The organism is Hydrogenophaga sp. OTU3427 (genome assembly GCF_038440225.1).
GTDB lineage: Bacteria > Pseudomonadota > Gammaproteobacteria > Burkholderiales > Burkholderiaceae_C > Hydrogenophaga.
In genome coordinates, this window is the sequence record NZ_JASATI010000011.1 from 109,111 (window position 1) to 129,597 (window position 20,487).

17 protein-coding genes are annotated in these 20,487 nt (G+C 69.1%); 14 read left to right on the forward strand and 3 right to left on the reverse strand.

What is annotated here, in order from left to right; all coding sequences use genetic code 11:
* The first annotated feature begins 4 nt into the window (after nt 1-4).
* From AAHB17_RS09255 to AAHB17_RS09295, 9 genes are all read left to right on the forward strand, one after another.
* Nucleotides 5-1,417, forward strand: a complete 1,413-nt coding sequence (locus AAHB17_RS09255) for an aspartate aminotransferase family protein (RefSeq protein WP_342130253.1) — start codon at nt 5-7, stop codon at nt 1,415-1,417.
* Nucleotides 1,418-1,540: 123 nt separating this feature from the next.
* Nucleotides 1,541-2,662: a polyamine ABC transporter substrate-binding protein gene (locus AAHB17_RS09260; protein WP_446719577.1), complete on the forward strand. Its 1,122-nt coding sequence runs from the start codon at nt 1,541-1,543 to the stop codon at nt 2,660-2,662.
* Between the two features lie 152 nt (nt 2,663-2,814).
* Nucleotides 2,815-3,975, forward strand: coding sequence for an ABC transporter ATP-binding protein (locus AAHB17_RS09265; RefSeq protein WP_342130254.1), 1,161 nt, complete (start codon nt 2,815-2,817; stop codon nt 3,973-3,975).
* A 4-nt stretch (nt 3,976-3,979) separates the two neighbouring features.
* Entirely contained in the window at nt 3,980-4,918 is a 939-nt protein-coding gene (locus tag AAHB17_RS09270; RefSeq protein WP_446719578.1) for an ABC transporter permease subunit, read from the forward strand.
* Nucleotides 4,915-5,769, forward strand: coding sequence for an ABC transporter permease (locus AAHB17_RS09275; protein WP_342130255.1), 855 nt, complete (start codon nt 4,915-4,917; stop codon nt 5,767-5,769). The genes AAHB17_RS09270 and AAHB17_RS09275 overlap by 4 nt, the downstream gene beginning before the upstream one ends.
* A 36-nt stretch (nt 5,770-5,805) precedes the next feature.
* The gene (locus AAHB17_RS09280) at nt 5,806-7,098 is read left to right on the forward strand and encodes a DUF3138 family protein (protein ID WP_342130256.1); all 1,293 of its coding nucleotides are present in this window, start codon (nt 5,806-5,808) and stop codon (nt 7,096-7,098) included.
* Nucleotides 7,099-7,252: 154 nt separating this feature from the next.
* Nucleotides 7,253-8,740 carry an aldehyde dehydrogenase gene (locus AAHB17_RS09285; RefSeq protein WP_342130257.1) on the forward strand — a complete coding sequence of 496 codons (1,488 nt, stop codon included), beginning with the start codon at nt 7,253-7,255 and terminating at the stop codon, nt 8,738-8,740.
* Between the two features lie 17 nt (nt 8,741-8,757).
* Nucleotides 8,758-10,059 (forward strand): 4-aminobutyrate--2-oxoglutarate transaminase, encoded by a 1,302-nt coding sequence (gene gabT / locus AAHB17_RS09290; RefSeq protein ID WP_342130258.1) that lies wholly within the window; start codon nt 8,758-8,760, stop codon nt 10,057-10,059.
* Complete coding sequence (locus AAHB17_RS09295) at nt 10,056-11,375, forward strand: type III glutamate--ammonia ligase (RefSeq protein WP_342130259.1); 1,320 nt, start codon at nt 10,056-10,058, stop codon at nt 11,373-11,375. The genes gabT and AAHB17_RS09295 overlap by 4 nt, the downstream gene beginning before the upstream one ends.
* Here AAHB17_RS09295 and AAHB17_RS09300 read toward each other — a convergent pair.
* Nucleotides 11,363-11,962: an ABC transporter ATP-binding protein gene (locus AAHB17_RS09300; protein WP_342130260.1), complete on the reverse strand. Its 600-nt coding sequence runs from the start codon at nt 11,960-11,962 to the stop codon at nt 11,363-11,365. The two genes, AAHB17_RS09295 and AAHB17_RS09300, sit on opposite strands and share 13 nt — an antisense overlap.
* Nucleotides 11,963-11,988: 26 nt before the next feature.
* The gene (locus AAHB17_RS09305; protein WP_342130261.1) at nt 11,989-12,609 is read right to left on the reverse strand and encodes a LysE family transporter; all 621 of its coding nucleotides are present in this window, start codon (nt 12,607-12,609) and stop codon (nt 11,989-11,991) included.
* Nucleotides 12,610-12,733: 124 nt separating this feature from the next.
* Between AAHB17_RS09305 and AAHB17_RS09310 the strand changes: the two genes are divergently transcribed.
* On the forward strand, nt 12,734-13,858 hold the full coding sequence (locus AAHB17_RS09310) for an SGNH/GDSL hydrolase family protein (RefSeq protein WP_342130262.1): 1,125 nt from the start codon (nt 12,734-12,736) through the stop codon (nt 13,856-13,858).
* Between the two features lie 148 nt (nt 13,859-14,006).
* Here AAHB17_RS09310 and AAHB17_RS09315 read toward each other — a convergent pair whose 3' ends face one another.
* A complete protein-coding gene (locus AAHB17_RS09315) occupies nt 14,007-15,131 on the reverse strand; it encodes an alkene reductase (RefSeq protein ID WP_342130263.1) in 1,125 nt (374 codons plus the stop codon).
* A gap of 101 nt (nt 15,132-15,232) precedes the next feature.
* Here AAHB17_RS09315 and AAHB17_RS09320 point away from each other — a divergent pair, with 101 nt between their 5' ends.
* From AAHB17_RS09320 to AAHB17_RS09335, 4 genes are all read left to right on the forward strand, one after another.
* The gene (locus tag AAHB17_RS09320) at nt 15,233-15,979 is read left to right on the forward strand and encodes a hypothetical protein (protein ID WP_342130264.1); all 747 of its coding nucleotides are present in this window, start codon (nt 15,233-15,235) and stop codon (nt 15,977-15,979) included.
* Between the two features lie 308 nt (nt 15,980-16,287).
* Nucleotides 16,288-16,995, forward strand: coding sequence for a Crp/Fnr family transcriptional regulator (locus AAHB17_RS09325; protein WP_342130265.1), 708 nt, complete (start codon nt 16,288-16,290; stop codon nt 16,993-16,995).
* Nucleotides 16,996-17,191: 196 nt separating this feature from the next.
* On the forward strand, nt 17,192-18,742 hold the full coding sequence (locus AAHB17_RS09330) for a methyl-accepting chemotaxis protein (protein ID WP_342130266.1): 1,551 nt from the start codon (nt 17,192-17,194) through the stop codon (nt 18,740-18,742).
* Nucleotide 18,743: 1 nt separating this feature from the next.
* The gene (locus tag AAHB17_RS09335) at nt 18,744-20,456 is read left to right on the forward strand and encodes a putative bifunctional diguanylate cyclase/phosphodiesterase (RefSeq protein ID WP_342130267.1); all 1,713 of its coding nucleotides are present in this window, start codon (nt 18,744-18,746) and stop codon (nt 20,454-20,456) included.
* Nucleotides 20,457-20,487: the final 31 nt, after the last annotated feature.

The window sequence follows — 20,487 nt, forward strand, 5'->3', positions numbered from 1 at the left end:
CGCCATGAACGCACCGATCAAGCCCGAACACCTGAGCACCCGCGAGATCCAGTCGCTGGACAGCGCGCACTTCATCCACCCCTTCACCGACCACGGCGACCTGGCCACGCGCGGTGCGCGGGTCATCACCAAGGCGGACAACATCTACGTCTGGGATTCGGAGGGGAACAAGATCCTGGACGCCATGAGCGGGCTGTGGTGTGTCAACGCCGGCTACGGCCGCCAGGAACTGGCCGACGCCGCGCACCGGCAGATGATGACGCTGCCCTTCTACAACAGCTTCTTCCAGACCACCAACGTGCCGGCGGTGCAGCTCGCCACCAAGCTGGCGTCGTTGGCGCCCACGGTGGGCGGGCGCAGCTTCCAGCACGTGTTCTATTCGAGCAGCGGCAGCGAGAGCAACGATTCCAACGTGCGCATGGTGCGCCGCTACTGGGACCTGATGGGCCAGCCGCAGCGCAAGGTCATCATCAGCCGCCACAACGCCTACCACGGCTCCACCATGGCCGGCGCCTCGCTGGGCGGCATGAGCGGCATGCACGCGCAGGGCGACCTGCCCATCCCCAACATCACCCACATCGAGCAGCCCTACTTCTTCGAGAACGCGCTGCCCGGTGAAAGCCAGGCCGATTTCGGCGTGCGCGCGGCCGGCTGGTTGGAGGCCAAGATCCTGGAGATCGGCGCCGACAAGGTGGCCGCCTTCATCGCCGAGCCGGTGCAGGGTGCCGGCGGCGTGATCATCCCGCCCGACACCTACTGGCCCGAGATCCAGCGCATCGTTGACAAGCACGGCATCCTGCTGATCTCCGACGAGGTGATCTGCGCCTTCGGCCGCCTGGGCCACTGGTTCGCCTACGAGAAGTTCGGCTACCGCCCCGACCTGGTGACCTTCGCCAAGGCCGTCACCAGCGGCTACGTGCCGCTGGGCGGCGTCATGGTGGGCGACCGCGTGGCCAAGGTGCTGATCGAGCAGGGCGGCGAGTTCAACCACGGCTACACCTACAGCGGCCACCCGGTGGCCTGCGCGGTGGCGCTGGCCAACATCGAGCTGATGGAACGCGAGAACCTGGTCGGCCGCGTCAAGGACGACATCGGCCCTTACCTGGCCAAGCGTTTCGCCGAACTGGCCGATCACCCGCTGGTGGGCGTGGCCGAGACCTGCGGTTTTGTCGCCGGCCTGGTGCTGGTCAAGGACAAGGCCACCCAGCAGATGTTCGACCCGGCGCTGTCGGTGGGCATGGTCTGCCGCAAGCACTGCTTCGGCAACGGCCTGATCATGCGCGCCGTGGGCGACCGCATGATCATCGCCCCGCCGCTGGTCATGACCCATGCCCAGATCGATGAAATGATGGATTTGATCAAGCGTTGCCTGGACGCGACGCTGGTGGAAGTGCGGGCCAAGGGCTGGCTGGCATAAGCCTTGCGATTCCAGGGCAGGCAAATAAAGTCAATTAGGATGCCTGTTTCTCTGTCATTTCCCCGTACAGGCGCCGACGGGCGGTGTCGACTGCGGGGGTTTTCAACTTTCTGGAGCATCAAGATGCGCAAAGTGTCCAAGTCTTGGGGTGTGGTCAAAGCCTTGACCATCGGTCTGTTGGCGGCCGGTCTGGCCGGTGGGGCGGTGGCCCAGGATTCGAAGGTGCTCAACGTCTACAACTGGTCCGACTACATCGGCCCGGATGTGTTGAAGAACTTCGAGAAGGAAACGGGCATCAAGGTCCGCTACGACAACTTCGACAGCAACGAAATCCTGCACGCCAAGCTGGTGGCGGGCAAGACCGGCTACGACATCGTCGTGCCCTCGTCCAACTGGGCCGCGCTGCAGATCGCCGGTGGCCTGTTCCAGAAGCTGGACAAGTCCAAGCTGCCCAACCTCAAGAATCTGGACCCCGACATCCAGGCCCAGCTGGCCAAGGTCGACCCCGGCAACGACCACCTGGTGAACTGGCTGTGGGGCTACACCACGGTGGGCATCAACACCGACAAGGTCAAGGCCGCGCTGGGCAGCGAGCCCATGCCCGACAACGTGTGGGAACTGGCCTTCAACCCCAAGTACGTGAGCAAGCTCAAGTCCTGCGGCGTGAGCATGCTGGACGCCGGCTCCGAGATCCTGCCGGCCGTGTTGCACTACATGGGCAAGGACGCCTACAGCACCAACCAGGCCGACTACACCGCCGCCGCCGCCGTGCTCAAGGCCGTGCGCCCCTCGGTCACGCTGTTCAGCTCCTCGGGCTACATCAACGACATGGTCAGCGGCTCGGTCTGCCTGGCCGTGGGCTGGTCGGGCGACATCTCGATCGCACGCCAGCGTGCCATCGACACCAAGACCGGCCAGAAGATCGAGGCCCTGGTGCCCAAGAACGGCGGCCTGATCTTCTTCGACTCCATGGCCATCCCCAAGGACGCGGCCAACGTGGCCAACGCCCACGCCTTCATGAACTACATCATGCGCCCCGAGGTGCATGCCTCGTTGACCAACCAGGTCTTCTACGCCAACCCCAACAAGGAAGCGCGCAAGTTCGTGGTGCCCGAGGTGGCCAACAACCCGGCCGTCTTCCCCAACAGCGAACAGATGAAGACCATGATCGCGCCCAAGGCGCTGGGCAACGACATCCGCCGCCTGCAGACCCGCATCTTCACGCAGTTCAAGACGGGCCGGTAAACGGCCGCCCCCCGCGCCGCCTTCGGCGTCACCCCCCTGAAGGGGGCAACGCGAGCGGACCAGCAGAGCCGGCTCCGCCGCGTTCCCGGCTTGAGGGGCTGGCGCTCGCGCCGGGCTTGATTTTCAGCAGACCCAACGAGGAATCACGCATCTTGGCAACCAACGGAAACCACAAGCCCGGCGCAGGGGGAACTGCGACGACCGGGCAGCCTTTCCTGCGCATACAGCAGGTGGTCAAGCAGTTTGGCGACGCGGTGGCGGTGGACGGTGTGACGCTGGACATCGCCAAGGGCGAGATCTTCGCCCTGCTGGGCTCGTCGGGCTGCGGCAAGTCCACCCTGCTGCGCATGCTGGCCGGCTTCGAGACACCGACCTCGGGCCAGATCCTGCTGCAGGGCCAGGACCTGGTGCGCCTGCCGCCCAACGAGCGGCCGGTGAACATGATGTTCCAGAGCTACGCGCTGTTCCCGCACATGACGGTGTGGGACAACGTGGCCTTTGGCCTGCGCCGCGACGGCCTGCCCAAGGACGAGATCGCGGCCCAGGTCGACAAGATGCTGGCCCTGGTGCAGCTCACCCCCTACGCCAAGCGCAAGCCGCACCAGCTCTCGGGCGGGCAGCAGCAGCGCGTGGCGCTGGCGCGCAGCCTGGCCAAGAAGCCGCAGCTCCTGCTGCTCGACGAGCCGCTGGGCGCGCTTGACAAAAAGCTGCGCGAACGCACGCAGCTGGAGCTGGTGGACATCATCCACCAAGTGGGCGTGACCTGCGTGATGGTCACCCACGATCAGGAAGAGGCCATGACCATGGCCTCGCGCATCGGTGTCATGAGCCACGGCCAGATCCTGCAGGTCGGCCGCCCGGGCGACATCTACGAGACGCCCAACTGCAAGTTCGTCGCCGACTTCATCGGCAGCGTCAACCTGTTCAAGGGCCGCCTGACGGTGGACGAGCCCGACCACGTGGTGATCGACTCGCCCGAGTGCCGCCACTACGTGAGCCACGGCATCACCGGCACCCTGGGCATGGACGCCTATGTGGCCGTGCGGCCCGAGAAGATCGGCATCCAGGCCGATGCGCCCACGGCGGCCGACTACGACAACGCGGCTGAGCTGGGCTTCAACTGCGCGCGCGGCACCATCCGTGGCCTGGCCTACCTGGGCAGCTCCACCACCTACCACGTGGCCCTGGCCTCCGGCATGGTGGTCAAGATCACCAAGGCCAACGACGCCCGCCACGACGAGGTCCGGCTGGCGCAGGGCGACACCGTGCACGTCTGGTGGTGGGGCTCCGACGTGGTCGTGCTGACCCAGTGACGTCATGAGTGCCACCCCCGTTTCCCGCCGCCCCGCCGGCCACTGGTCCGACCGCGTGGTCGCGCGCCTGGGACGCAAGTTCGTCATCGGCGTGCCCATGGTGTTCCTGCTTGCGGTCTTCGCGCTGCCCTTCCTGGTGGTGTTCAAGATCAGCGTGTCCGAGACCGATGGCGTGCGCTTCGTCGACCTGCTGACCTGGACCGAGGGCGTGCTGCAGCTCAAGGTGCGCTTCAGCAACTACCTCTACATCCTGTTCGAGGACGACCTCTACCTGCAGGCCTACCTGTCCTCCATCAAGTACGCCGCGCTGACCACCGCGATCTGCCTGTTCATCGGCTACCCCTTCGCCTACTTCATGGCGCGCAGCCGGCCCGAGATCCGGCCCGGCCTGCTGATGCTGGTGATGCTGCCCTTCTGGACCTCCTTCCTGCTGCGTGTCTACGCCTGGAAGATGCTGCTGGCCGACAACGGCGTGTTCAACAACATCGCCATCGCCCTGGGCCTGCTCGACGAGCCGCTCAAGATGATGAACACGCCCTTCTCGCTGACGCTGGGCATGGTCTACACCTACCTTCCCTTCATGGTGCTGCCGCTCTACGCCAACCTGGTGAAGATGGACATCCGCCTGCTCGAAGCGGCGCGCGACCTCGGCGCCACGCCCTGGCAGGCCTTCTGGCGCATCACCGTGCCGCTGTCGCGTGGCGGCATCTTCGCCGGCGCCCTGCTGGTGTTCATTCCCTGCGTCGGCGAGTTCGTGATTCCTGAGCTGCTCGGCGGCCCGCAGACGCTGATGATTGGGCGCGTGTTGTGGGACGAGTTCTTCGCCAACAACGACTGGCCCATGGCCGCCAGCGTGGCCGTGGTCATGGTGCTGCTCATCATCGTGCCACTGGCGCTGTTCAACCGTTACCAGGCCGAGCAGGCCAGCGGGGGCAAGGCATGAAAAACCCGGCCGGCGAGTTCACCTCCAGGGTCTGGCTGATCGCCAGCTTCCTGTTCCTCTACCTGCCCATCGTCACGCTGATCGTGCTGAGCTTCAACGCCAGCCCGCTGGTGACCACCTGGGCCGGCTTCTCCTTCAAGTGGTACGGCGAACTGGTGCGCGACAGCGTGATCATCGAAGGCTTCGTGCTGTCGCTCAAGATCGCGCTGATGACCGCCACCGCGTCGGTGATCCTGGGCACCTTCGCGGCCGTGGCCCTGACCAAGTTCCCGCGCTTCACCGGGCGCACCTTCTTCTCGGGCATGGTCAACTCGCCGCTGGTCATGCCCGAGGTCATCATCGGCCTGTCGCTGCTGCTGATGCTGGTCTCGCTGCAGCGCCTGACGGAGGACACCTTCGGCGTCGGCTTCCCCGAGCGCGGCACCCTCACCATCTGGATCGGCCACACCCTGCTGGGCATGGCCTACGCCACCGTGGTGGTCACCTCGCGCCTGCGTGAGATGAACCCCCAGCTCGAAGAAGCCGCGCTGGACCTGGGGGCCAAGCCCTGGCAGGTGTTCTTCCTGGTCACGCTGCCGCTGATCTCGCAGTCCCTGGCCTCGGCCTGGCTGCTGTCCTTCACGCTCTCGCTCGACGACGTGGTGCTGTCCGCCTTCCTGTCGGGCCCGGGGTCCACCACGCTGCCGATCGCCATCTTCAGCCGCGCGCGGCTGGGCCTCAATCCCACGGTGAACGCCGTGGCCACGCTCACGGTGCTGTTCGTCAGCATCGGCGTGGTCGCCGCCAGCCTGTGGATGGCGCGCGTGGAGCGCCGGCGGGCGCGCGAGATGGCCGCGGCCGTCAAGAACTGATTTCAACAACAACGACCACACCACCTGGAGAAGCCCATGAGAATGAACAAGAAGACCTTGCTGATCGCCATGGCCACCGCCATGCCCTGGCTGAGCGCCCACGCCCAGAGCAACGCCGAACTGCTGCAGCAGATCCAGGCACTGCAGGCCCAGCTGCAGGCGCTCCAGGCCAAGGTCGAACAGGTCAGCCAGAACGCGGCCAACGATTCGCAGGCCGTCACCCGCATCCAGCAGCAGCTGGACGTGGCCGATGACAACGCGCTGCTCACCGGCATGAAGGGCCTGAGCATCAAGGCCGTGATCGACCCCACCTTCATCAGCACCCAGCGTGCGCGCGAGTCCGACTTCGTGCTCATGCGCGACAACGACCGCTTCAGCTTCTTCGACTCGGCCTACATCGGCACGCCCATGATCGAGTTCGGCAAGGAAACCGAGGACGGCACGCAGTGGAAGCTGCGCCTGACCCCCAAGAGCGCGGCCGGCCTGGTGCATGAAGCTTCGGTGTCCGTGCCCCTGGACCCCAACGGCAAGACCCGTCTCAACGGCGGCCTGATCCCCGATTTCAGCGGCTACGAATCGTCCTTCGGGCACGAGAACCCGTTGGTCACCCACAACCTCCTGTTCGACTTCAGCGCCGCCAGCAACTACACCGGCGCCGGCATGTCCTACGAAATCGGCAAGATGACCACCAAGTGGGTGGTGGGCAACATCGACGGCAAGCGCGGCAAGGCCCCGGGCTTTGCCTACCGCGCCGACTGGGAGCTGAGCGAATTCGCGGGCGTGGGCTTTTCGGGCGTGCACGGCAAGGACGGCCGCGAGAACGGCAACAACCGCTTCGACCTGATCGAGGTCGATGGTTTCCACGAGCGTGGCGACTGGCTGTACCGCGCCCAGGGCACCATCGGCCGCTACAAGAACGGCGGCTCCAACGGCGATGCGCGCTGGTGGGGCCTGTCGGGCCTGGCCGGCTACAAGATCACGCCCCGCCTGCAGGCCCTGGTGCGGCTGGACTACCTGAACAACAGCAAGAACGGCGGCGGCATCTACGGCGCCTCGCTGGCGGACAACGGTACCGGCACCTACCTGGACAGCGTCAACGGCTTCGGTCCCAGCATCGACAACAGCACCGGCATGGCCATCGACCCCAGCCGCGGCAGCAACCGCTATGCCCTGTCCACCGGCCTGAACTACCTGATCAACGACAACACCTCGGTCAAGTTCGAGGTGCGCTTCGACCGCTCCAGCGGCAACGTCTTCCTCGACAGCAAGAGCGGCCTCTACAAGAAGAGCAACGTGCTGTTCGGCGGCGCCCTGGTGTTCCACTTCTGACGACCCACAGGCGTCTGGCCTGAGTCGAGCGGGGCGGCCTCTGTGCCGCCCCGTTCGCATTTCAGGGGGCCGATGGTGCCACTTGCCGCCCGCGCCGGGCGTCCACTTGCCGGCCTGGCTTGACCTCCACCCACCCAACACCGAGACTTTCCCGATGATTTCCCCGCTCACCGACCAGACCATCGCCTTCGATGGCCGCGCCCTCATCAACGGCGAACGTGTGGCCGCGCGCAGCGGCGCCGTGTTCGACTGCCTGTCCCCCGTCGATGGCCGCCTGCTGACCCAGGTGGCGCGCTGCGCCGAGGCCGACATCGACGCCGCCGTGGCCGCCGCCCGCGCCGCCTTCGAGGACCGCCGCTGGGCCGGCTTGGCGCCCGCGCAGCGCAAGCGCGTGATGATCAAGTTCGCCGACCAGCTGCTGGCCCACGCCGACGAACTCGCGCTGACCGAAACCCTGGACATGGGCAAGCCCATCCAGTACGCCAGGAGCGTTGACGTGAACAGCGCCGCCAACTGCCTGCGCTGGTACGGCGAGGCGGTCGACAAGGTCTACGACGAGATCGCGCCCACGGCCGACACCGCGCTGGCCTTGATCACCCGCCAGCCGGTGGGCGTGGTGGGGGTCATCGTGCCCTGGAACTACCCCATGATCATGGCCGCCTGGAAGATCGCGCCGGCCCTGGCCGCGGGCAACTCGGTGGTGCTCAAGCCGAGCGAGAAATCGCCCCTGACCGCGCTGCGCCTTGCCGAACTGGCGCTGGCCGCCGGCATCCCGCCCGGGGTGTTCAACGTCGTGCCCGGCTTCGGCCCCGAGGCCGGCAGCCCGCTGGCCCTGCACATGGACGTCGACTGCATCGCCTTCACCGGCAGCACCCGCGTGGGCAAGCAGATCCACGTCATGGCCGGCCAGAGCAACCTCAAGCGGGCCTGGACCGAACTCGGCGGCAAGTCGCCCAACATCGTCTTCGCCGACTGCCCCGACCTCGACCGGGCCGTGGAAGCCGCCGTGGGCAGCATCTTCTTCAACCAGGGCGAAAGCTGCAACGCGCCCTCGCGCCTGTTCGTGGAGGACAGCATCAAGGACCGCTTCCTGGAAAAGGCCCTGGCCCTGGTGCCCCGGTACCAGCCGGCCAACCCGCTGGACAAGCACACCGTGATGGGTGCCGTGGTCGATCAGACCCAGCTCAACACCGTGCTGCGCTACATCGAAAGCGGCAAGCAGGAGGGCGCGAAGCTGCTGGCCGGCGGCGCGCAGGCCTTGCTGGACAGCGGCGGCTGCTACGTCCAGCCCACCGTCTTCGACGGCGTGCGCAACGACATGACCATCGCCCGGGAGGAAATCTTCGGCCCGGTGCTGTCGGTGCTGAGCTTCAGCGACGCCGCCGAGGTGGTGAAACAGGCCAACAGCAGCGTGTACGGCCTGCAGGCGGCGGTGTGGACACGCGACATCAACAAGGCCCACGGCATCGCCCGTGCGCTGCGCGCCGGCACCGTGCATGTGAACCAGTACGACGAAGACGACATCACCGTGCCGTTTGGCGGCTTCAAGCAGAGCGGCGTGGGCCGCGACAAATCGCTGCACGCCTTCGACAAGTACACCGAAACCAAGACCACCTGGATACGGATCGACAGTCCGGTCTGATTTTTTCTGGAGACCACATGAACACCCTCACCGACCTCAAGACCGGCCACACCAACGCCGAATGGCATGCCCGCCGTCAAGCCGCCACGCCACGTGGCGTCGCCGTCATGGGCGATTTCTTCATCGACAAGGCCAAGAACGCCGAGTTCTGGGACATCGAAGGCCGCCGCTTCATCGACTTCGCCGGTGGCATCGCGGTGCTCAACACCGGCCACGTGCATCCCCGGGTGCAGGCCGCCATCGCGGCCCAGCTGCAGCGCTTCACCCACAGCTGCTACCAGGTCGTGCCCTACGCCGAGTACGTGACCCTGGCCGAACGCCTCAATGCCCTCGTGCCCATCGCCGGACCCAGGAAGACCGCGTTTTTCTCCACCGGCGCCGAGGCCATCGAGAACGCCATCAAGATCGCACGCGCCGCCACCAAACGCAGCGGCGTGATCGCCTTCGGTGGCGCCTTCCACGGCCGCAGCCTGTTCTCGGTCGCGCTGACCGGCAAGGTCCAGCCCTACAAGGCGGGCTTCGGGCCCTTCCCGCCCGAGATCTACCACGTGCCTTTCCCGGCCCAGGGGGCGTCGCTGGACGAGACGAAACACGCGATGGAGCAGCTCTTCAAGTGCGACATCGAACCCAGCCGCGTGGCGGCCATCGTGTTCGAGCCGGTGCAGGGCGAGGGCGGCTTCAACGTCATCCAGGCCGAGGCCCTGCAATGGCTGCGCGCCCTGTGTGACCAGCACGGCATCCTCATGATCGCCGACGAGGTGCAGACCGGCTTTGCCCGCACCGGCAAGATGTTCGCGATGGAGCACTTCGGTGTGTCGCCCGACCTCATGACCCTGGCCAAGAGCCTGGCCGGTGGCACCACCCTGTCGGCCGTGGTGGGACGTGCCGAGGTGATGGACGCACCCGCCCCCGGTGGCCTGGGCGGCACCTACGCCGGCCACCCGCTGGCCGTGGCCGCTGCCCACGCGGTGCTGGACGTGATGGCCGAGGAACAGCTGCCCGAGCGCGCGCAACGGCTGGGTGGCCAGCTCGTGGCCCACCTGCGGGCGGCCAAGCCCCGCTACGCCCAGCTGGGCGATGTGCGTGGCCTGGGCGCCATGGTGGCCTGCGAGTTCGTGGACCCCGCCACCGGCGCGCCCGACGCCGACCTGACCAAGCGGGTCCAGGCCGCCGCCTTGCAGCGTGGCTTGCTGCTGCTGACCTGCGGTGTGTATGGCAACGTGATCCGTTTCCTGTTCCCGCTCACCATCGAGGACACGCTGTTCACCGAGGCCCTGGGCGTGATCGATGCCGCCCTGGCCGACGTGCTGAGCGCATGATCTCGGCGGCCATCGAGCGCCTGACGGCGCAAGGCATCCACTCGGTGCTGGCCCAGTTCACCGACCTGCACGGGGTTCCGAAGGGCAAGCTGGTGCCGCTGGCCTTGCTGGATGAGTGGGTGCACAGCGGCGCCGGTTTTGCCGGCCCCAGCATCTGGGGCACGGGCCTGCCGCGCATGGGCGCGCGCAGCGAATACTTTGGCCGCGTGGTGCTGGACAGCCTGCGGCCCCTGCCCTTCATGCCAGGCGTGGCCCATGCCGTGTGTGATGGCTTCGCGGGCGGCGAGCCGCTGGACACCTGCCCGCGCCAGGTGCTCAAGCGCCAGCTCGCGCGGGCCGCCGACCGTGGCCTGAGGTTGTGGGTGGGCATCGAGCCCGAGTTCTTCCTGCTGCGCCGCGACGCCCAGGGCCATTGGGTGGCCGGCGACGGCCAGGACACCCTGGACAAGCCCTCCTACGACCTCAAGGCCATCCACCGCCAGCGCGATGTCCTTGACGACATGCGCGCCACGCTCACCGCCCTGGGCTTCGAGCTGCAGCAGATGGACCACGAGGACGCCAACGGCCAGTACGAGATCAACTACCGCTTCGATGAGGCCCTGGCGGCGGCCGACCGCTTCCAGCTGTTCCAGCTCAGCGCCCACGCGGTGGCCGAGCGCCACGGCTTTGTCTACAGCGGCATGCCCAAGCCCCTGGCCGGCGCGCCCGGCAGCGGCCTGCATTTCCACCTGAGCCTGACCGACGCGCAGGGCCGCGCCGTGTTCGCCGATGCCGGCGGCCCCATGGGCCTGAGCGCGGCTGGCCAGCGCTTTGCCGCCGGCCTGCTGCGGCACGCCGACGCCCTGGCGGCGCTGTGTGCCCCCACGGTCAACAGCTACAAGCGCCTGGCGGCCAGCCGCAGCGCCTCGGGCACCACCTGGGCGCCGGTGTGGAAGGCGGTGGGCGACAACAACCGCACCTGCCTGCTGCGCACCGTGGCCGGCCGGCTGGAGTGGCGCCTGCCCGACCCGTCGTGCAACGTCTACATCGCCATCGCCGCCACGCTGGCGGCGGGCCTGGCCGGGCTGGAGGGTGGCCTGGCCACGCCCGTGCCCTGTGAAGACGACTTGTACGAACGCCAGGCCAGCGGCTTGCCCATGCCGCCCCGCCTGCCGCGCGACCTGTGCGCCGCGCTGGAGGCCCTGCAGGCCGACACGCGCCTGCGCGCCGACCTGGGCGAGGCCTTCTGTGCCCAGTTCCTGCGGCTCAAGTGGGCCGAGTGGGACGCCTGGGCCAGCGCCGTGACCGACTGGGAACTGGCCCGCTACGCGGGCTGACGCAGCGCCAGCGTGTGCTCGGCCGGCACGCCGGGCAGCGGCTCCCAGTGCGCCACCAGCAACCAGCGTGGAGGGACTTGCCGGGCCGCGCCGTCCATGGCCGCCAGCAGGTAGCGGATGGACGGCGTGTCCAGCCCGGCCATGGGCTCGTCGATCAGCGTGAGCACCGCGCCAGAGGCCAGCGCTGCCGTCAGCCAGACCTTGCGCCGCCCGCCGGTGGACAGGGCGAAGAAGGGTTTGCCGATGTGCTCGCGCAGCGACAGGCCGTCGATGTGGGCCTGCGCGGCGGCCTCGTCCCAGGCTGGCCAGCGTTGCGCCTGGGCCAGCAGGTAGGCGCTGGCCACGGTGTCGTCGGGCGCGGCGCGCGGGTCCTGCCAGAACACCTGGCCCGGGGCCAGCGGCGCGCCGTCGAGGCTCACTGCCCCACGGCCATGGAGTTCGCCGGCGAGCAGGCGCAGCAAGGTGGTCTTGCCGCTGCTTTCATCGCCACACAACACACTCAGGCCCGGCGCCAGACGCGCCGACCAGTCCTGGAAGACCGGTGCCTGTTGCGGGTAGCCGAAATGGAGGTCTGAAATCTGCAGCATGGGGCCACATTGTGTGGCAGCGCCGGTCACACCAGGCTGGCCCACTGCCAGAGCGCAAAAGCGGCCAACAGGGCGGCCGAGCCGCGGTTGATCCACAGGCGCCAGCGGGCGTTGAAGCGTTGCCGCCAGCGTGCCACGCCCGCCGAAAGGGCCAGCCACCACAGGGCCGACCCCACCAGCACGCCGGCCACCATGGGCCAGGGCGACACCGGTCCCAGCGCGCCGCCGGCCAGGGCGCCGAACACGGCGATGAAGGACACGATGGTGGCCGGGTTGGACAGGGTCAGCACGAAGGTGCCGGCCAGGCAGCGCAGCAGGTCGCCGCCGCTGGGCGTGTGGGCCGCCGTGGTGGCCAGCGGCGCGCGCCAGGTGCGCCAGGCCAGCCACAGCAGCAGGGCGCCGCCGCCCAGGGCCAGGGGCACGCGCGCGCCCACCAGCGCGGCGATCACCCAGCTCACGCCCCAGGCCCCGATGGCGCCATAGACGGTGTCGGCCAGGGCCGCGCCCAGGCCGGTGGCCAGACCGGCGGCCATGCCCCGGTCCAGCGTGCGCTGGATGGTCAGCAGGCCAATGGGCCCCACGGGGGCGGCGATCGACAGGCCGACCAGCACGGCCTTGAGAAACAGAAACAGCGTGGGTGTGTCCATGCCGCCAGTGTAGGCAGGCGCGGGAATGGCCCAGGCCCTTGGTGTTTGCCCCATGGCCCAGGGGTGGGTCCTCCGCTAAGGTGCTATTTTTGACATGTCGCTGTTTTTTCCTCTGGAGACGCACTTGAAATTCCGTTTGCACCTGGCCGCCGCGGCCACCGCCCTGTTCCTGGTCGCCTGCGGTGGTGGCGATCCCGCCATCACCTCCGTCAAGGTCATGGGCGACAGCCTGGCCGACAGCGGCACCTTCGGCCTGAAGTTCACCGTGCAGGGCACGGCGGCCACGGGCAGCGGTTCCACGCCGATCTGGCCCGAGCTGGTGGCCCATGGCGTGGGGGTCGACGGCCCGTGTGCCTTCTACCGCTTCACCGGCACCTCCTTCAACACCAGCACCGGCTGTACCAACTACGCCATCGGCGGCGGGCGCATCAACAACGCGTCCAACGCGCAAGACCCCCGCTCCATCACCCTGCAGCTGCAGCAGGCGGCCCAGGTGCACGGCAGCTACAAGAGCACCGACCTGCTGTTGATCGACGGCGGGGGCAACGATGCCGCCGACCTGGCAGGGGCCTACCTGGGCGCCACCAGCGAGGCCGGCCTGCTGGCCTACCGCAACCTCCTGACCACGGTTCTGACGGCGGTGCAGGTCGACACCCTGTTGGGGCTGGCCAATGGCACGGCACTGGCTGGCGGCGCCTACATGCAGGCCCTGGCCGACCGCTTCTTTGACAACATCAAGGCATCGGCGCTGGACAAGGGGGCGAGCAAGGTGGTGGTCCTGAACATGCCCGACATCACCCTGACGCCCCGGTTTGGCGCCGTGCTGGGTGCCATTGCACAGACGGCGGGCGCCGCCCAGGCCCAGCAGGCCCAGGCCTTGTTCAGGCAGTGGATCGCTGCCTTCAACACCCAGCTGGCGGCCCGCTCCGCCGGCAACGACAAGGTCGCCGTCGTCGACTTCTATGCCGCGTTGTCCGATCAGGTGAGCCGCCCGGCCGCCTATGGGTTGAGCAATGTGACCGCCACCGCCTGTCCCGTCACGGGGGTCGGCAGCGACGGCCTGCCGAGCTACACCTTCGCCACCTGCACGGCCACCAGTCTCTCGGCCAACCCGCCGGCCGGCGTCAGCGGTGGTGCCAACTGGTGGAAGTCCTACCTCTTCTCCGACAGCTTCCACCCCACGCCCTACGGGCACGAGCTGCTGGCCAACGCGGTGTCCGCCGCCGTGCGCGCGAGGAACTGGAACTGATCAGCTTTCCACCGCGTCGGAATGCGACCCGCGACGCATGAAGCGGTCAAACCGGGGGACACCGCCGGGCCGGCTCTGCCGGACGGCTGGTGTCGCCCCTTGAGGGGGTGCGGCCACGCGCAGCGGGCAAGCGACGGGGTGGCCTGTTTCAGGCCGCCAGCGGGTAGTCGGTGTAACCCTGGGCGCCGCCGCCGTACAGCGTGGCGCGCTGCAGCTCGTTGAGCGGCAGGGCCTCGCGCAGGCGGCGCGTGAGGTCGGGGTTGGCGATGAAGCCGCGGCCAAACGCGACCAGGTCGGCGCCGTTGTCCAGGGCCTGCTGCGCCAGCTCGGCGCTGTAGCCGTTGTTCACCATCCAGGCACCGCGGCCACCGGCGTCGCGGTAGGCCGCGCGCAGGGCGGCGTAGTCGAACGGGTGCTCGCCTTGCTGGTGGTCGCGCGCGCCGCCGGTCTGGCCTTCGACCACATGCAGATAGGCCAGGCCCAGGGGGGCGAGCTGGCGCGCCACGTGCTCGAACAGCGGCTGCGGATCGCGGTCGCTGGCGTCGTTGGACGGCGTCACCGGCGAAATGCGGATGCCGACCCGGTCACCGCCGATCTCGGCGCACACCGCCTGCATCACCTCCACCAGCAGGCGGGCGCGGTTGGCGATGCTGCCGCCGTAGGCGTCGTTGCGCTGGTTGCTGCCGCTGCGCAGGAACTGGTCCAGCAGGTAGCCGTTGGCGGCGTGGATCTCGATGCCGTCGAAGCCGGCCGCGATGGCGCGGCGCGCGGCCTGGCGGTAGTCGGCGACGATGCCGGGCAGTTCGGTGGTTTCCAGCGCACGCGGCGGCGAGACGTCGAAGAATCCGCCGCCTTCGGGCTTGATCAGGTAGGTCTTGGCGTTGGCCGCGATGGCCGAGGGCGCCACCGGCGGCTGGCCGCCGGGCTGCAGGTCCACGTGCGAGATGCGGCCCACGTGCCACAGTTGCACCACGATGTGGCCCCCCACGGCATGCACCGCGTCGGTGGTCTGGCGCCAGGCCGCCACCTGGGCGTCGGTGTGGATGCCCGGGGTGTCGGCATAGCCGTGGGCCTGGGGCGAGATCGGCGTGGCCTCGGTGACGATCAGGCCGGCGCCGTGCTGCGGGTGGGCGCGCTGGGCGTAGTACTCCGCCATCTGTGCCGTGGGCAGTTGGCCGGGGGCGCGGTTGCGCGTCAGGGGCGCCATCACGGCGCGGTTGGACAGGCGCCAGGCGCCGACGGTGGTGGGTTCGAAGAGGGTGTTGGAAGTCATGCGGCGATGCTACGGTGCCGGGCATGACCGTGCCGAAGCAGGGCGTCTCGACTTGTGCCATAAGAGCCTGCGCCCGACCCCTCTTGCATAATCCGCCCACCTTGAGCCCGACCGACCTCTCCTTCCGCCGTTCCGACAAGGTCTGGACCAAGACCGCCGAGCGCCCGCTGCGCAGCACGGGCAAGGCGGCGGCCGCCTGGGTGATGGCCCACTGCCTGGGGGTGCCCGTGCCCTGGAGCGCGGTGCGCCAGGCCAGCGGCGCCGAACTGCTGGCTTACGAACACGAGCGCCTGCAGGCGCTGGCCCGGGCCGGCGAGCAGGTGCCGCCGGTGCTGGCATTCGACGGCCAGCGCCTGGCGCTGGGCGACGTTGGCCCCACGGTGGACGAATGCCTGCAGCGGCTGCCGGCCGAGGACCACCTGGCCCTGATGTGCGCGGTGAGCGCCGACCTGGCGCGTTTCCACGCCCGTGGCCACTGGCACGGCGGCGCGCAGATACGCAACGTCACCTGGGACGGTCTGCACTTCGCCCGGCTGGACTTCGAGGAGCGCCTGTTTCCCGGCATGGCGCTGCACGCCTGCCAGATCTATGACGTGCTGCAGATGGTGCTGTCGCTGGCGCGCTGGCTGCAGCCGCTGGGGCCGCAGGCGGTGCTGGCCATCCTGAGCGCCTACGAGGCCGAGGACCCGGCGCTGGATTTGCGCGGCTTCCTGCGCCGCCTGCTGCCGCGCCTGCAGCTGGTCTCGCGCCTGGCGGCCTGGGTGCCACGCTACGACCGCTCCAAGGAGCTGCTGCGGCTGCGCATCCTGCTGGCCGGCATGCAGGGGTTCGTGGCGCACCGGGCATAGCACTTCCACCATCCCGGCAGACCCGCGGCGGTGGCGCGTCGAACCACCAATGTGATCTGCGTCATCTCCGGTGGGATTAGTCGCCGCATCGGGCCCCTGGGGGCACCGGACGGGGCCAATTTGCACACAATGCCAGGTTTGCCCAGGCGCGGACCCGGCCCGCGCGGGCGACTTTTCTGGAACCACATGACAGACCTCACCACAGTGCCAGGGGCGGGGCGGCGCGCTCGGTGTCGCCGGCCGCGATGAGCCTGCCCACAAGGGGCAGGGCACACCGGCCCGCCCGCCCGACCACCTGCCTTGACTGCGTGGTGCGCTCCGATTGCCCGCTGGGCAAGCTGCCCGCCGCGCAGATGGACCTGCTGCGGCCCTGGGTGCGCGAGCACGGCTTCCGGCGCGGCGAGGTGCTGCAGCGCCAGGGCCACAACGCCCAGACCATCCGGGTCATCAAGTCGGGCGCCGCGCTGCTGTACCGCGACGGGCGCGATGGCCAGAGCCGTTCGGTCGGCATCGCCGCGCAGGGTCATGTGCTGGGCCTGCCCGGCCTGTTCGATCACGTGGTGGTGATGACGACCGTGGCCATTTCCGAGGGCCGGGTGTGCGAACTGGGCAAGGAGGCCATCACCCGCCACGGCCTGCTCGACGACCCGGCGTTCCGGCACTGGCTGGTGGGTTCGCTGATGCGCTCGATGTCCAACCAGGCCGACTGGGCGCAGGTGGCGCGCGCGCCGGGTGTGGTGTGTCAGCTCGCGGGCGCGCTGCTGCAGCTGGGCGCGCTGCAGCGCAGCGAGCGCATACGCATGCCGGGCCACGCGGTGCTGGCGGAGCTGCTGGGCATCACCCGCGAATCGGTGGCGCGTGGCCTGGCCAGGCTGGAGGACAAGGGGGGCATCACCCGTGTCGGGCGCACCTACTGCGAGCTGCACGGCGAGCGGCTCCAGGCCTGCGCCGGTGGCGAGCGCCCGCCCGTCCCTGCCCCGTCCGAGGCACCGCGCCATGACCTGGCTCAAGGGTGAAGCGCCCGCCGCCGCCGGCAATGTGAACTTCGTCACGTTGGGTGTGTTTGGGCGCCCGTGAGGGGCCGCCACGGCTATCGCGGCCGGGGGGCTCTCTGCAGAATCCATCGCGAACTTGTCGAGCCCTGCCCGTGCCGGGGCTCGTCCGTCATGGCGGCGGGTTCGATCATTCCGCACGCACCGAGACCACGACCAGATGCGAAACAACGGCCCCGTGACGCAGCGCGAGTTTCCGATGGCGGAAGGCGACACCCTGTTGTCGACCACCGACCTCAAGGGGCGGATCACCTACGCGAACGATGCCTTCATCCGCTGCAGTGGGTTCGAACGCGACGAACTCTATGGCAAGGCCCACAACCTGGTGCGCCATCCCGACATGCCCGAGGCCGCCTTCGGCGACATGTGGGCCACGCTCGCGGCCGGCCAGCCCTGGACCGCGCTGGTGAAGAACCGCCGCAAGGACGGCGACCACTATTGGGTGCGGGCCAACGCCGCGCCGATCCGACACCGGGGCGAGGTGGTGGGCTACCTGTCGGTGCGCACCAAGCCGGAGGCGCAGGCCGTGTCGGCGCATGAGCAGGCCTACCGACAGCTGCGCGAAGGTGCCGTCGGGCTGGCGGTGAAACGGGGCCACATGGTGCGCACCGGGTGGGCGGGGCTGTGGACCGGCTGGCGCTTCGTGTCCCTGGCCACGCGCATGCGCGCCGGGCTGCTGGGTTTGTGGCTGCTGGGGCTGGGCCAGGCGCTGGCCTGGCCGGCGGGGAGCGGCGTGGGCGTGGCCAGCGCCGGCACCTGGACCGCCGTGGTGCTGCTGGCGGCCTGGTGGCTGCAGGTGGTGGTGCACCGGCCCCTGGTGGAGCTGATGCAGCAGGTCCGCGCGGTGGCCAGCGGTCAGAAGGCCCGCTCGCTGTTCCTGGACCGTGCCGACGAGATCGGCGCCCTCATGCGCGGCATCGAGCAGGCCGGGCTCAACCTGGTCTCGCTGGTGGGCGACATCCGGGGCAAGGCCCAGGGCGTGCGGGAGGGCGCCCACGACCTGCAGCAGGGCAACGACGACCTGGCCCAGCGCACCAGCGACGCCGCCGCCAGCCTGGAGGAGACCGCCGCCGCCAACGAGCAGCTGGTCACCACCATCCAGGCCAACACGGCCACCGCGCAGCAGGCCTCGCGGCTGGCGGCGCGGGCGCTGGAGGTTGCCTCGCGCAGCGCCGGCATGGTGTCGCAGGCGCACGAGCACATGCGGGGCATCTCGGCGTCCAGCCAGCGCGTGGCCGACATCACCGCCATGATTGATGGCATCGCCTTCCAGACCAACATCCTGGCGCTCAATGCCGCCGTGGAGGCGGCGCGCGCGGGCGAACATGGCAAGGGTTTCGCGGTCGTGGCCTCCGAGGTGCGCGCCTTGTCCATCAAGAGCGCCACCGCGGCCAAGGAGATCAAGCAGTTGATCGACGCCTCGCGCACCCAGGTCGAGGCCGGTGCGCGCACGGTGTCGGGCGCGGGCGCGGCGATGTCGGAGGCGGTGACCACGGTCGAACGCCTGGCCGGCATGATGGAAGACATCCGGCAGGCCAGCCAGGAGCAGGCCAGCGGCGTGGCCCAGTTCAACCTGGCCCTGAACCGGCTGGAGCAGATGACCCAGCAGAACGCGGCGCAGGTCCAGCGCAGCGCCGGGTTGAGCCAGGCCCTGAGCGAGCAGGCGCAGCGCCTCGACGAGGCGGCCTCGGTCTTTGCGCAGGGGGACTGACATGGACCCCATCCGCAACGAATCGCTGGAGCGCACCGCCATCGACGCCGCGCCCGATGGCATCCTGATGGTGGACCGGACCGGCATCATCCTGAAGGCCAACCCCGCCATGGAACTGCTGTCGGGCTACAGCCCGTCGGAACTGACCGGGCAATCGGTGGGCATCTTCCTGCCGCCCCGGTTGCGCGAAAAACACGGCGCCCTCGTAAACAACTTTTTTGTGCAGCCGGTGGCCCGGCCCATGGGACTGGTGGGCCAGCTGCAGCTGATGCGCCGCGACGGCACCCAGGTGCCAATCGACATCGCCCTGGGCCACTGCAGCGTGGGCGGCGAGCCGGCCGCGGTGGTGTTCATCCGCGACATGACGGAGGTCCGGCGGCTGCAGGACGACATGCATTTCCAGGCCACCCACGACAACCTCACCGGCCTGATCAACCGCTGGATGTTCGGCCAGCACTTCGAGCAGGCCATCCAGCGCTCGCAGCGCAACGGCCAGCCGCTGGCCCTGCTGCTGCTGGACCTGGACGACTTCAAGGCCGTCAACGATTCCATGGGCCACGCGGCCGGCGACCAGGTGCTGATCGAGGTGGCGCGCCGCCTGCGGGGCGCGCTGCGCGCGGGCGATGTCCTGTCGCGCCTGGGGGGCGACGAGTTCACCGTGCTGCTGCCGGACCTGCCGTCGATCGAGCACGCCCACCAGGTGGCCGAGAAGCTGCAGCGCCTGCTGGCCGCGCCCTGCCGGCTGCAGGGCTGCGAAGTGGCGCTGGGGGCCAGCATCGGCCTGGCCCACTACCCGAACGACGCACACGACACCCAGACGCTGATGCGCTACGCCGACATGGCCATGTACGCCGCCAAGGCCAAGGGCCGAGGCACCCACGCCGCCTACGCGCCGCAAATGAGCCAGGCGCTGGCCGAGAAGCACCAGCTGCACGACCGCCTCAAGCTGGCGGTGGAGCGCGGCGGGCTGGACCTGTTCTTCCAGCCGCAGGTGGACGTGGCGAGCGGCCGCATCGTCGGCGTCGAGGCGCTGCTGCGCTGGCACGATCCCGAGCTGGGCCACATCTCGCCCGAGCGTTTCATTCCGGTGGCGGTGCGCACCGGCCTGATCCAGCCCCTGGGCGACTGGGTGCTGGAGACCGCCTGCCGCCAAGCCGCGCAATGGTCGCAGGCCGGCACGCCGGTGCGGGTCTCGGTCAACCTCTCGGTGCAGCAGTTCCGCCAGGCCCAGCTGCCCGAACGCCTGCAGTGGCTGATGGAGGCCCATGGCACGCCACCCGAGCTGCTGGAGCTGGAGATCACCGAAACCGAGGCCATGGCCGAACCCGAGCTGGCGCGCCAGGTGCTGGACCGGCTCACGGCGCTGGGCGTGAGCATCGCGCTGGACGACTTCGGCACCGGCTATTCCTCGCTGTCCTACCTGCGCCTGTTGCCGGTGTCGCGGCTCAAGATCGACCGCGAATTCATCCGCCACATCCTGACCCGCGAGGAGGACGCCACCCTGGTGCGGGCGGTGGTGGCCATGGCCCACACCCTGGGGCTGCCGGTGGTGGCGGAGGGGGTCGAGGTGGATGGCCAGCTGGACTTCCTGCGCCGCCACCGCTGCGAAACCTACCAGGGCTGGCTGTTCGCCAAGGCCCTGCCGGCGGCCGAGATGGGGCGGATGCTGCGCGCCGAGGCCGACGCCATCGACCCCTGCCGGCGCTGGGCATGAGATGAAACACCCCCGCGCCGCCTTCGGCGTC

Coding starts and splice junctions, on each gene's coding strand:
- AAHB17_RS09255 (WP_342130253.1), top strand. CDS start 5: ATGAACGCACCGATCAAGCCCGAACACCTGAGCACCCGCGAGATCCAG.
- AAHB17_RS09260 (WP_446719577.1), top strand. CDS start 1,541: ATGCGCAAAGTGTCCAAGTCTTGGGGTGTGGTCAAAGCCTTGACCATC.
- AAHB17_RS09270 (WP_446719578.1), top strand. CDS start 3,980: ATGAGTGCCACCCCCGTTTCCCGCCGCCCCGCCGGCCACTGGTCCGAC.
- AAHB17_RS09275 (WP_342130255.1), top strand. CDS start 4,915: ATGAAAAACCCGGCCGGCGAGTTCACCTCCAGGGTCTGGCTGATCGCC.
- AAHB17_RS09280 (WP_342130256.1), top strand. CDS start 5,806: ATGAGAATGAACAAGAAGACCTTGCTGATCGCCATGGCCACCGCCATG.
- AAHB17_RS09285 (WP_342130257.1), top strand. CDS start 7,253: ATGATTTCCCCGCTCACCGACCAGACCATCGCCTTCGATGGCCGCGCC.
- gabT (WP_342130258.1), top strand. CDS start 8,758: ATGAACACCCTCACCGACCTCAAGACCGGCCACACCAACGCCGAATGG.
- AAHB17_RS09295 (WP_342130259.1), top strand. CDS start 10,056: ATGATCTCGGCGGCCATCGAGCGCCTGACGGCGCAAGGCATCCACTCG.
- AAHB17_RS09300 (WP_342130260.1), bottom strand. CDS start 11,962: ATGCTGCAGATTTCAGACCTCCATTTCGGCTACCCGCAACAGGCACCG.
- AAHB17_RS09305 (WP_342130261.1), bottom strand. CDS start 12,609: ATGGACACACCCACGCTGTTTCTGTTTCTCAAGGCCGTGCTGGTCGGC.
- AAHB17_RS09315 (WP_342130263.1), bottom strand. CDS start 15,131: ATGACTTCCAACACCCTCTTCGAACCCACCACCGTCGGCGCCTGGCGC.
- AAHB17_RS09330 (WP_342130266.1), top strand. CDS start 17,192: ATGCGAAACAACGGCCCCGTGACGCAGCGCGAGTTTCCGATGGCGGAA.
- AAHB17_RS09335 (WP_342130267.1), top strand. CDS start 18,744: ATGGACCCCATCCGCAACGAATCGCTGGAGCGCACCGCCATCGACGCC.